The sequence below is a fragment of the Falsibacillus pallidus genome, from assembly GCF_003350505.1.
Lineage (GTDB): Bacteria > Bacillota > Bacilli > Bacillales > DSM-25281 > Falsibacillus > Falsibacillus pallidus.
Genome location: NZ_QQAY01000002.1, coordinates 384601 through 397703, shown reverse-complemented (window position 1 = coordinate 397703; position 13103 = coordinate 384601). Strand labels below are relative to the sequence as shown.

The 13103-nt window shown below is 42.7% G+C and carries 9 protein-coding genes; 1 reads left to right on the top strand and 8 read right to left on the bottom strand.

Annotation, left to right across the window (positions count from 1 at the left end; translation table 11 throughout):
• The first annotated feature begins 45 nt into the window (after window positions 1-45).
• Window positions 46-3198, top strand: coding sequence for an EAL domain-containing protein (locus tag DFR59_RS05705; protein WP_114744637.1), 3153 nt, complete (start codon window positions 46-48; stop codon window positions 3196-3198).
• 40 nt (window positions 3199-3238) lie between these two features.
• On the opposite strand, the gene DFR59_RS05700 is transcribed toward DFR59_RS05705, so the two are convergent.
• From DFR59_RS05700 to DFR59_RS05665, 8 genes are all read right to left on the bottom strand, one after another.
• On the bottom strand, window positions 3239-5728 hold the full coding sequence (locus DFR59_RS05700; protein WP_158538329.1) for an AAA domain-containing protein: 2490 nt from the start codon (window positions 5726-5728) through the stop codon (window positions 3239-3241).
• Between the two features lie 121 nt (window positions 5729-5849).
• Window positions 5850-6056: a spore germination protein gene (locus DFR59_RS05695; RefSeq protein ID WP_114744635.1), complete on the bottom strand. Its 207-nt coding sequence runs from the start codon at window positions 6054-6056 to the stop codon at window positions 5850-5852.
• 228 nt (window positions 6057-6284) lie between these two features.
• A complete protein-coding gene (locus tag DFR59_RS05690) occupies window positions 6285-7850 on the bottom strand; it encodes a glycine betaine uptake BCCT transporter (protein ID WP_114744634.1) in 1566 nt (521 codons plus the stop codon).
• Window positions 7851-8085: 235 nt separating this feature from the next.
• A complete protein-coding gene (locus DFR59_RS05685; RefSeq protein ID WP_211318523.1) occupies window positions 8086-8709 on the bottom strand; it encodes a lytic transglycosylase domain-containing protein in 624 nt (207 codons plus the stop codon).
• Between the two features lie 195 nt (window positions 8710-8904).
• The gene (locus DFR59_RS05680) at window positions 8905-9399 is read right to left on the bottom strand and encodes a cupin domain-containing protein (RefSeq protein ID WP_114744633.1); all 495 of its coding nucleotides are present in this window, start codon (window positions 9397-9399) and stop codon (window positions 8905-8907) included.
• Between the two features lie 86 nt (window positions 9400-9485).
• On the bottom strand, window positions 9486-10142 hold the full coding sequence (locus DFR59_RS05675) for a type 1 glutamine amidotransferase domain-containing protein (RefSeq protein ID WP_342768307.1): 657 nt from the start codon (window positions 10140-10142) through the stop codon (window positions 9486-9488).
• A 125-nt stretch (window positions 10143-10267) separates the two neighbouring features.
• Window positions 10268-11623 (bottom strand): TldD/PmbA family protein, encoded by a 1356-nt coding sequence (locus tag DFR59_RS05670; RefSeq protein ID WP_114744632.1) that lies wholly within the window; start codon window positions 11621-11623, stop codon window positions 10268-10270.
• A gap of 1 nt (window position 11624) precedes the next feature.
• On the bottom strand, window positions 11625-13016 hold the full coding sequence (locus DFR59_RS05665; protein ID WP_114744631.1) for a TldD/PmbA family protein: 1392 nt from the start codon (window positions 13014-13016) through the stop codon (window positions 11625-11627).
• Window positions 13017-13103 lie beyond the last annotated feature (87 nt).

The window sequence follows — 13103 nt, the reverse complement described above, 5'->3', positions numbered from 1 at the left end:
TATGATAGAGTGTGACAGTTTTTTATAAAGGTGGTAATTTTTTCAATGGAATATTCGCCGATTCGGTTTAGTCCTTTTATCGTAGTTATGCTGTCCACCCTAATCCCACTCGTTGGCAGCTATACTTTTTTCGAACTTTTTTTAGTTGGACGCGGACAGCCCATCCGGATCCGAAAGATCCTTCTTGGCACCGCCATTTTAAGTGTCGCCGTGTGGTCAGCAGCTGCCACCAGCATCATCTCTATCAGCGGGAATCATTCTTTCCATATTTGGAGGCTGGCAGGGGCTTTTGGAGTATCAATTCTTTTTTCATTCTTGTCTATATTTGTCTTTGCTAAAAAATCTTCAAAGGCTATTGGCTATTTATCATCCGGTTTCCTATTAGGGGCGGGTCTTCTTTTCACACAATTTTCACTTGAAAAAAGTCTTGTTGACCTTTCTTTTTCCCAGACTGGCATCCATTTTTTCTGGATCATCAGCTCTTGCTTCATCTGCACGATGTTGGCTGCTTTTGTTTTTTATAGGACGTTGGCCAAAAATCAAGTCATCTTTAAGTATTGGCAGACCCTCTTGTTAAGTGCTGCCATGTTCATCATGAATTTTATAACATTAGCCTTCTCAAAGGGTGCGTCCCATCCCGCGGTTTCAGGACCGGCTGTAGGCGAATCGAATGTTATCATCTTTATTTTATTTTCCATGTTCTTGATGGTCGGGGTATTCTTGATGATTTCACAGATCAAACAAAAGATGTGGGAAGAGCAGGCGGAATGGAAAAATGTCCAGCTTCAATCTTTATTCCGGCAAAACCCTCATGGATTGATCATTTTCGATCGAAAGGGCACGTTTGTCAGGGCAAATCCTGCAAGCCAGAGCATAACTGGCTATTCTGCTGATGAAATTAAAGGAAAGAGCTTTACATTTTTTATTTATCAAGAGGATACAGAAAAGGTTAAGAGGTATTTCAAAGAATCTTTGAACGGGGTCTGTCAAAATCTCGAAATTAAAAGCCGCCACAAGGATGGCCGGGAATTACTCTTAAAGGTCGAAACATTTCCTATTTTACATAACGAATCGATCGTTGGGATTTATTGCCTCATTGAAGATCGCACCAATGTCTTTCAATTAGAAACAAATCTCAGGGAGAAAGAAGAACATTACCGGCTTGTATCAGAAAATACAAGTGATCTGGTCAGTGTAATGACTCACAAAGGAAAAATTGAATTCGCTTCTCCCTCACATAAAAAAATATTAGGCTATGATGGTGAATTTTTTATCGGTCAGCAAATCAATCATTTTATCCATCCCGACGATTTTCAATTACTCCTTTCCAAATATCGAGTGATGATGCGGACAACGGAACCGGTCATCGTCCATTATCGCTTAAAACATCGGGAAGGACATTATATTCCGACAGAGTCTTATGCGGTTCCAATTCTGGATCAAGAAAAGAAACTCATAAAAATGCTTGTTTCTTCACGTGATATCACGGAAAGAAAGAAGCATCAGGAAGAACTGCAGGACAGTGAAGAAAAATATCGGATCATAGCCGAGTATTCCTATGATTTGATCAGGGTAATCGATCCAGAAGGCATCGTGCAATATGCATCCCCTTCCCATGAAGTGGTTTTAGGCTATTCTCTGGATGAAATTATTGGTTCGACCTTCGACCAATCGATACACCCGGACGATAGAAAGGAAATATCAAATCGTTTTCAGCAAAATCTTGCGAATGTGAAAAGGGAAATTTTGGAGTATCGCCTGATCTGCAGCAGCGGGGAAACGATTTGGGTGGAAGCCCATTCCACGCCGGTTTTTGATCAAACCGGAGCGTTTCGCCATTTTGTAGTGGTATCAAGGAATATTTCTGAAAGAAAACTGTACGAATCCCAGCTGGAGCAGCTTGCCTTCTATGATTTATTGACAGATATACCGAACCGCCGCTTTTTTCAAGGAGAATTCCAAACTCTTCTTTCGAGAACCATACAATCACATTCGATGTTAGGTCTCATGCTTATAGACTGCGACCGGTTCAAATGGGTGAATGATACATTCGGACATGATACCGGGGATGCCCTATTGAGAGAATTTGTCTTGAGAATCAAGGATCACTTATTGGATAGCTATGTTTTTGCCAGACTAGGCGGTGATGAATTTGCTATTTTAATTCCAGATTCCAACAAGGGCGATATCGAATTTTTCGCTGAAAAAATCATTGATGCCCTTCAATCTCCGTGGCATATCAACGGTCATGAGTTCATTACGACTTCCTCTATCGGAGTCTCTTGTTCTCCGACTGATGGAGATACGATGGATTTACTGATGGCTCATGCAGATCAGGCACTATATCATGCAAAAGAATTAGGCAGGAATAATTATCAATGGTATTCAATGGAGATGGAGAGGAAAATGTCTCGTTCCCTCTTGATTGAAAATGGGTTGAAGACCGCATTGAAGCATCATCGCTTCCATCTTGTTTTTCAGCCGCAGATTCATATGCTGAATGAGGAACTGACAGGTGTTGAGGTGCTGCTGCGCTATGAGCATCCAGAGCTTGGATCGATCTCCCCGATTGAATTCATACCGCTTTGCGAACAAACGGGGATCATCGATGAAGTGACGCATTGGATTTTAACAGAAGCCGTCTTCCACCAATTAGAATGGAAGAGAAAACAATATCCGCGAGTGAAAATGGCCATTAATATTTCTCCTTTGACCATCGAGAAAAAAGGATTTGTTCAGTATGTCAAAAATTTAGTTGAAAGAACAGGCGTCGATCCATCCCTGTTTGAATTCGAAATCACTGAAGATGCTTTTATGAACTTTACTGAAGAAGTAAAAAGTCATATGCTTGAACTGCAGAATTTAGGAATCCGAATTGCTTTGGATGACTTTGGATCAGGATATTCCTCACTCAAGCAGCTCAAGGATCTGCCGATTGATAAGATCAAGATTGACCGCACCTTCATTCAGAATGTCCCTGCCATTGAACGGGACCAGGCCATCATTGAAAGCATCCTTGATTTGACGTCTAGATTGAACAATGAAATCATCTGTGAAGGCGTTGAAACCAAGGAGCAGGTAGACTACCTGATTACGCAGAATTGTCTTTATGCCCAGGGGTATTACTACAGCAAGCCGGTGAATTCAACGGAATTAGAAGAACGTTGGTTTAAAAAAATGCAAAAGATTAGATCTTAATATAAAAAACTGCACGGGGATTTCCCTCTGTGCAGTTTTTTTAGTAGTAAATACTTGGTATATTGTTTTTTTCCTTGCAGACCCTGCACTTGATTTCGAGGTGCCTTCCGTTCTTTTCTGCATATAGATCGGTATGGCCTTCAGGGCAGGTCATAGCTGCGTGATTCAGATATAATTCTAGCTGCTTGATTGTTAAGTAGCGTTCTTCGCTGCAGGAGAGACAAGAAAATAAGACTCTTCCGCTTCCTTCTAATATGGTATTCCTTCTTCCTCCGCAAAACGGACATGTATCCCATGTGGCCAGATATTCCTGAAGGGAGATCCTTTTCTTCCATCCTTTTCGTACGCTGGCTGCTTTTATGATTTTCACTTTGCATTTATGGAGGTCCATCATTTCGATGAACGTCCTGACGGCATCCTTAGACCATAGTCGCGCAAAGGGTAGTATAGATTTTTCTGTAAGCGCTCCCCCGCTCCAGATTACTTTTCGGTCGATGATGATGAATGGAATCTGGTAGTCCGTTTCAACTTCCTGGTATGTCGTTAATGGCGTCATCCTTGAATCGGGGGTGATGATTCTAATCTTTATAGATGCTCCTTTGTTTGAGAGCTCGTCCCAAATTTTGCTCCCGAGCATGTTTGGGTGTTGAATGGAGATAACAATCTCCTTTTCCGCCCGTTGTATATCTTTAACGATGCCCGCCCATTGCTGTCCGTCCATCCATATCAATCTTTTATTGGTTGATTGATATGAGACGCCGCGGATATCTTCAAATCTTCCTTCTTCTGAATAGTGGCTGGCCATTTTTCTTACCGGCTGCTGTTCGTTGAATTTTCTCTTAATGAATCGATCATTTCCAAGCGCAATGAATTTCCCTCTGGACCGGGTGACCGCTACATTCACCATCCGCAGGCTGTTTTCATTCGTCAATAGCCTTCCTGCCGTGGAATGGCTGTCCGTATCCACCAAGTCAAACAGAATCATATCTTTCTCCGAACCTTGAAATTTATGAACGGTTGCTGATGACAGTCCTTCCTCTTCCCCTTCAAAAATGTGATCGATGAAAGTTTGGACCAGTTTTGCCTGGGCCCTGTAGGGGGAAATGAAACCGATCGATTGAAGGCCGTCAGACTTAGCGTTCATCATCAATTGCACGGCAGCAAGTGCTGAAAATAAATGAAAACGGGAGAAGGAGCTCCCTTCCCTTCCGCCGTATTGCGACGCCGTATCCATATTGAGAAATATAGCAGCTGCATTCGGAAATGGGGCTTTTTCAACAATGGATGCCCTCGATTCAATCGTGCTGGGATGATCGAATACTTGATTCTGATAAACATGGCGATTTGTAAAAGAAGAAATGGCTGGATGCATCCGGCGCTGTTCCTTCAGCATAAACAATTGGGGATGAACTTCTTTTTTCTTATCCAAAGAAGATGCGACTCCTGCATGGTGGAAGATGTCCTCTTGCAGCCACTTCGTCGTCATCGGATGCTTCGAAATGGCTACAGGTGGAAGCTGCATGAAGTCCCCGCACACAGCGATCCTTTTCCCAAGAGTGGAAGCAAAGGCAAGCTGGGGGACATACGCCATACTGGCTTCATCGATGATGACAAGGTCGAATGATTCCAAATAAATGGCTGGATCTGCCGCCGCTTTGGAAAGCGTACTGCCAATCATCCTGGCATCTTTCACAAGCCCCTTTTCTTTTTCTTTAAATTCAGTTTTTATCGCAGAGGGAGTTTGGTCGGCAGGAATTGAAAAATGGTCGCGATTGATTTCGGGATAGCATTCTTCTGTCCACTTCATCGAACTTAGAAAGGGATATTTCTTTAACACATCCGACCCGGGCATTCCATATCGAAGCACCTTTCCATCTTTCCATTTCTTTTTGGCAATCAAATAGCGCGTGATCTCTTCCATTAATACATCCAAAGCAGCATTACTGTGGGACAGGATGAGCACCCTTTTTCCTTTGACCAATTTTCTGGCTGCCAAGCGTGCCAGCGTATAGGTCTTGCCAGTTCCGGGTGGTCCCCAAATAAAGGTGGATGGATTATATTTCGTGCGGAGATACAGTTCATGAATGTTATTTTTTATTTTTTCAACCGGATGGTTTGTTTCTTTTGAAGGCTTCATCAGGTGTTGAATTTTTGATCGCTTGTGTTTATCTTCTTTTGCTTCTTCAAGTCTTTTAGATAACTCCAGCAGCAGCTGCCATGTTTCACTGGATATCCATGCTTCTTTGAAGGATTCCATGATTACATCTGTAATGGACAGCAGTATTTCTCCTCGAGTATTTGAGATGATTAGTGCCTGGAAGCTCTCCCCGTTGATTTCAATCATGACAGAAGCTCCATCAGGCAGCGGCAATTCACCATTCGTAATACATGTGAAGTACCTTGTGTTTTTTATCCTGTGCACGCATGTCCCTTTTTGGAGGCGGTATTTCGCTCCCCCATTTTTTTTAAGCTGGGCAGCTTCATATTTTAAGGCAAATTGCCATTGTTCGATCAATTTGTGTATTCTCATCGCTATACTCCTTATTCTTGCCGAAAAAACAAGCACGATTTCTACCTTACTAATAGACCCTTTTATCGTCAAGTGTCGGAATTTAGCAATAAACAAAGCAGGATAGTACTCTCCTGCTTTGTTACTCTTTTCTTTTCGTGGAAATCTTCGTGATCGGATTGATCTGGATACAGCGGCAGGAACTGAAATCCCCAACCGAAAAACAGCTCCCGACAACGATGGAATTAGCCGTATGGCTGTTCTGATAGACAGGGCCGAAGTTGATGTTGGCATTGTTTGTCATACTCCCAACTTCAAATCGACCGATATTAATGATCTGGGAAAACATTTTGTCCACGCCCTTTTTGATAGGGTATGCAGACAAGGCCGGACAGGCGTGTGTTTTTGTCCATAAAGAAAGGAAGGATTTCCGATGTGGAATCCTTCCTTGTTGTCGACGTCCAGCTCCAGCACCTAGCCCCTCGAGTCATAAGCCGTCCCTCTACGGAAATCAGGATTTCCTTCGAGTTCCGTCTTATGCTGGTCGGGGCTGACCAAGGTGCTTGCGCTTTTGTACTTACCCGTTTATTTCAGGTTCCCCGTCTGGATTGCGGGTTTTTACTTTCTTTTCTTTATTCCTTGGTTTTGGCTTGATATAAAGGCCAAGTTCTTTTCTTTCCCAATTCAATGCTTTATAGAGCGAAATCATCATCAGGATCATGATGAAGGAGAACGGGAAAGCTGCCACAATGAGGGCATTCTGCAAGGCCTGAAGTCCTCCGCTGTATAAAAGGATCAAGGCAACGGCTGACTGTGCAATACCCCAAGTCAATTTGACTGAGTTAGGTGGTGTAAGAGAGCCGTAAGTTGTCTGCATTCCCAAAACGAATGTAGCAGAATCGGCAGATGTGATGAAGAATGTACCGATCAAGATGATTGCCACAATCGATAGAATGATTGAAATTGGGTAATGGTTAAAGACAGCAAATAATACCTCTTCAGTTGCATTTTTAGTTAAATCAGCTGCTCCTGATTGCTGAACATCAATCGCAGCGGTTCCGAAGACTGCGAACCAAAGGAAACTTACAACGGAAGGCAAAATCAAAACGCCTATTAGGAATTCACGGATTGTACGGCCTTTAGAGACACGTGCAATAAATATTCCGACGAATGGAGACCATGAGATCCACCAAGCCCAATAGAAAATGGTCCACCCGTTGATCCATTCGCGATGTGCAGCATTCAGTGGAGCGATTCTAAAGCTCATTTGAACGATGTTTTGGATATAAGAGCCGAGTGTATCGGTGAATAAGTTTAGAATAAGCAATGTCGGACCTACAATCAACATGAGGATCAACAAGGCGGTTGCAAGCACCATGTTTGCATTACTCAAATATTTGATTCCTTTACTCAATCCGGACCATGCTGACATCATGAATAATACTGTTACGATAGCAACGATGATCAGCTGGACAGTAAAGTTTTTCGGTATTCCGAATAAGTAAGAAAGTCCACCGTTGATCTGGACCGCACCAAATCCTAGAGTAGTCGCAACTCCTACAACTGTTGCGAATACAGCGATAACATCTACGAGCACTCCGATTTTGCCTCTTGAATATTTACCTAGAAGCGGCTCTAAAGTAGCACTAATTAATCCTGGTTTATCTTTTCTAAATTTGAAATATGCCAGCGCCAAGGCGACTACAGCGTAAATCCCCCATGCATGAAGTCCCCAATGGAAGAATGTGTAGCGCATTGCATCCTTCAATGCCTGATCTGTACCCGGTTTTGCAAGCGGCGGGCTGGAGGCAAAATGTGAAATCGGTTCTGCTGCTCCCCAGAATACGAGGCCGATCCCCATCCCGGCACTGAATAGCATGGCAAACCATGTTCCAGTTGAATACTCAGGACGATCTTCTGGCTTTCCTAAGCGGATGGAGCCCATCGGACTGAAGATGAAGAATAGACAGAATACGACGATCACGGTAACGAGAATTAAGTAGTACCACCCAAAAGAGGATGTAATGAATGATTGAATATTGGCTGTAACAGTTTCAAAGCTTTTCGGTGCAGCCACACCGTAGATTACAGCAGCAAGTACGATTGCAACCGTAATCCAAAAAACATTCGATATTTTTTTCATAAAATACTCCTTTCAAGATAATTTTTGTGTGGGGAATGAAAAGATAATGGCAACAGGTATATATTCCCCGGTTTTCTAATAAAAAAACCACGTTTTCAACCATAACAAAAAAAAGAACCTGAATTCAAAGGATATCCCTTGATATGGTTCTTTTTACCCATGAATACAAAATTTTTAAACAAAGAAAACCCGAATTCATTGAATCACGATGCACGGATTCCTATGAATTCAGGTTTTAGTTAGGGCCTTTATAGATCTTGGCAAAATAAAGGACCTCTTTTACATAGCGCTGGCTGTGGTTATAGGCAAATACGGCTTTTGAGATTTCCCCGTCTGCAGCCCCGTTTTTCGCTAAGTAATTTGCAGCGCTGTAAATGGCGTCTTCATCGTCCCATGGATCTGCTTTACCGTCTCCATTGGCATCGACCCCGTATCCGCCGTATTTCTTGATGACATCCGGATTTGTTTTATCCTTTTCAGGGATATTCCCTTTACCGAGGCCGCTGCATGAAGGATACGACCATCCAACAAATGTGCAGGGCATGAATTGCATCGGGCCTTCCGCTCCAACTGAAGAGACCATATTGTTCATCGAAGAGAATTTAGTTTCCACCCGATGGTGCGCGGCAAGCAGGGTCCATGGAATACCGTATTCCTTCGCAGCTGCTTTATAGATCGGGATATAGTCTGGGGGTATTTCTTTTTTCGCCTGGTTGGAAACAAATTGGTTGAGCTGATTCATTGACTTGTCCGGGCCATAAATTAAAAGATGGAGGCTGAAAAGAATGACTGGGATCAGCAGTATATGTATAATTCGAATTTTTCTTTTTTTTCTTTTTGGTTTTTTATTGATTGTCATCGAGCAAAAGCCCTTTCTATTGGTGAATCTATTATGAAACCTTAATAGAGTAAAGAATAATTGCACTTTTTTAATTATAGTCCAAAATAGTGCGATTTTAAAAGGGGATATCCGCCAGAAATGGAGAATTAAAGCGTTTGTAATCGTATTGTAAAAAAAGGAGGACCAAATTTGGCCCTCCTTTGTTGAAATATTCTATTTCCAATAGTCAAACAGTCCGTCTTTTTCACCAAATACCGGGTCTTTTTCTGGCAGCGGGACATCTTCTATGTTTGATTTGGCTTGTTCATGGTCATGGTTTTCGGATTTAAGCAGGTCAGCTTTTTGTCCTTTTGGGTAGGCGCCAACAACGTGGAAGTCGCTGCTTGCCTCTAATTTTTTGTGGCCCACGCCTGCCGGGATGATGATGACATCCCCTTTTTCAACGGTCAGCACTTTTCCGTTTTCTCCGCCCATCTGAACGACTGCAGTTCCTCCTGCAACACCAAGGACTTCATGTGCTGTGCTATGGAAATGGTGGTACGGGTACACGCCGTTTACCCATACTCCATCCCATCCGTTCGATTCAAATAATTCTCCGCAGGCTTCGGCTGTATTCTTGTCTCCCAATCCATTTTTATAAATAAGCAACGGCCATTTAGAATGGTTAGGTGTTTTTCCATCATCGGAAAATTGATAATGATCAATCATTTTAAAGGTGCTCCTCCTTTATAAAAATAATATTAGGCCCAGCATATTCGCCGGGCCAAAATATTCATATCAAAGTCTTATGTCGATTATCCTAGAGCTTCAATGAAAGCTTTTGCTGTTGATGCACTTGACTGCGGATTTTGTCCAGTGATGAACTTGCCGTCTGCCACAACATAATCTGAGTAAGCAGCAGCTTTTTCAAATTTTGCCCCTTGTTCTCTCAGTTTGGATTCAAGCAGGAACGGCATGGCTTTTTCCAATCCCGTCTGCTGTTCTTCTTCATTGGTGAAGCCTGTCATGTTTTTTCCATCAACGAGCCATTTGCCATTTGATAATTTAGTTCCTGTAAATCCTGCAGGACCGTGGCATACGGCACCGATTACTTTATTATTTTCAGCGAAGTGTGCGAGCGTTTCCGACAGCTCCTTGCTGTCAGGCAGGTCAAACATAGTACCGTGTCCACCTGGGAGGAAAATACCGTTGAAATCGTGGGTGTTCACTCCTCCAAGAATTTCGGTGTTTTCCAGTTTAGAAATGGCTTCGTCCCATTCAGATAGCTGCTCGTCTTCAAGGCTGTTTGGGTCTAATGGGATCCTTCCTCCTTCGGGACTGGCTACCTTTATCTCATAGCCATTGTTTTTGAAGGCCACATACGGTTCGGCAAATTCAGAAAGCCATAGGCCGGTTTCGTGTTCGTCATCAATTTTGCTTGAATTCGTCAATACCATTAATACTTTTTTCAAAACAATCCCTCCAAAATCTATTATGATCTCCACTTAGTATTTAACCGAAACGCCCCTTTCATAAACACTGAGATAGGAATTCAAAAAAAAGAACCCCGCCTCAAAACTGGCAAGGTCCCCTTAAATTATTCCACCGTAACGGAAAGTTTCTTCACTTTCAATGATGGAGATCCGATATATCCTGGAGAGACGGAGAAAGCAAAATCGAGGTCGCTTCCTACCTCTTCTATATCCTTTAAAAGGTCAAAGAAATTTCCGGCAATCGTCATTTGATTGACGGCCGATTTAATTTTCCCATCAACAATCCGGTATCCGTATGCAGCCACAGAGAAATCACCTGATACGGCATTCGCCCCTGAGTGCAATCCGGAAAGGCCTGTGATCACGACACCTTCTTCAATAGATGAAACGAGATCATCAAATGATGATTGGGAAGGTGTGATATACAAATTGGAAGGAGCAACCGTCAACGCGCCTTTATATGAATCTTTGTAGGCGTGGCCAGTTGATTCCGTTCCTTCTTTTTTGGCTGTCTTGCGATTGTGAAGGAGAGATGTCAATTTTCCTTTTTCAATCAAGTTTAACGGCTTTGATGCCACACCCTCGCCATCAAATGTCCGGCTGAAAACACCTGTTTTAAGGAAAGGGTCATCTACGACATCCAGGATGGAGGAAGCAATCGAATCCCCTACTTTGTCTTTTAACTGGGACATTCCCTTTTGAGCTTCTTCAGCTGAAAAAATTGAGGCAAATGTACCAAACAAGCTTGCGGCTGCAGTGTTTCTTAAAACAATCGGATACTGTTTATTTGGGATTGATACGGCTTCTAAATAGGAAACAGCTTCTTCCACTGCTTCTTTTGCAATTTTAGCAGGGTCTAATTCCCGCAGATCTTTTGAGAATACAAGCTTTTCACCGGTTTTTGTGATCCCATTTTCTTTCACGACGACTGAAACATATAAGATAAGGTCATTGAGCTTCTCATGAAGGGAAAGCCCTTTATTGTTGAAAAGTGCACGTTCTTTCTCCTGCACTTGCATGGTGAAATAATCCGTACCATCCACTCTGGGATCGGCTTCATAGATGCAGCGGTCCAGTTCCTTGAGGAATGCCAATTTTTCATCTACGGACGTTTCTTTTAAACTCGCAGAATAAAAATTTCCTTGTTCATAAAATGTGCTGCCTGAAAAAATTTCTTCAGGGGTATCCACTTCCATGATTGCGGCATTTTCCATGGCACTATTCAATAGGAAATCAATCGACTCTTCATCGAGTTTTTCCGTGTAGGCATACCCCATATTCCCGTTATATAATCCCCTGAAAGACAGTCCCATCTCAACTGATGTTGAATAGGAATCAATCTCTCCTTTATAAATATTACTGGCAAAATTCTCTGCTTTTTCATAATAGATTTCCATATCCGAAAATCCGTGGGCTTCCCCTTTATTCAGAAGTTTTTTTTGAAATTCCTGCAGATTCATCTTAATTGCCCTCCTTGCTTCCACCGACTGTCATTTCACTGACGCGGATCATGGGCTGCCCCACATTGACCGGGATGCTGCCGCTTAAAGAACCGCACATTCCTGCTCCATGGCCCAGGTTGTTTCCAACCATGTCAACTAATTGGAGCGTTTTCGGACCATTTCCAATCAAAGTGGCTCCTTTGACAGGCTTTGTGATTTTTCCATTTTCAATCATGTATGCTTCCATAACAGCAAAGTTGTAGTCGCCAGTTGTCGGATTTACTTGTCCTCCACCCATATACTTCGTATAAATTCCGTGTTCAGTATTGCTGATGATTTCTTTCGGAGTGGATGCTCCCGGAGCGATGTATGTATTTGTCATCCTGGATGTCGGGGCGAAGCGATAGTTTTGGCGGCGGCCAGATCCGGTTGAATCCATTTTCATTCGACGCGAGTTGAATTTATCAATCAAGTATCCTTTTAAAATCCCATTTTCGATGAGGACATTTTTACGTCCCTGCTCCCCTTCATCATCAATGGAAGTGGATCCCCACTCGTTTTCAATTGTGGCATCATCGATATACGTGACAACATCCGAAGCCACTTGTTCTCCTATGCTATTGGCGAAAACCGAGTTATTTTTCGCAACGGATGTCGCTTCCAAACCATGACCACATGCTTCGTGGAAAATGACTCCGCCGAATTCATTATCGATGACTACAGGGAATTTTCCGCTTGGGCAGGCCTCTGCATCGAGCATTGTTACTGCGATTCTTGCCGCTTCTTTTGCATAATGCTCCAGGTTGAGGTTTTCAATGAATTCAAATCCTTTGCAAGCTCCCGGTCCATAGAATCCAGGCTGCATCTTGCTTCCCTCAGCTGCAACGGCTTGAATGGCCATGCGGCTTCTTGTTCTTTTATCTTCTGTAAAAGTCCCTTCAGAGTTGGCAATGAGGACATTTTGCTCTTCATCAAAATATCTGACCATTACCTGCTGGATTTTTTCATCATAGTTCTTGGCAATTTCATTCGCTTTTCTCATCACGGCCACTTTTCTCGCGTTTTGCACACTTGTCGGCGGAATGGCAATCAAATGTGGAGATTGATAGATTCTCTTTTCTAGTGGAAGTCGAGTAATCATCCCTCCTCCTTTTACAGCCTGTGCAACATTCCTCGCTGCCTGCAAAAGACCATCCCTTGAAGAATCATTTGTATAGGCATAGTAGCTCTCTAAGCCTTTGAAAATACGGATGCCAATTCCGTAGTCTCTTCCTGATAAGCTTTTTTCCACTTTTCCGCTTTGCATCGTAATGGTATTCGTCAAGCGATCTTCTACGAAGATTTCTGAAAAGTCCCCGCCAGTGCTGAGGGCCTCAGAAAGGACATCTTCAATCAATGCTTTATTCAGCATAGTCTACCTCCTGAGAAATCTTATTTTAGAGAAAATTAAAACAACTTATCTCTATGTTGATTATACATGAACATAATTCCTTTTATA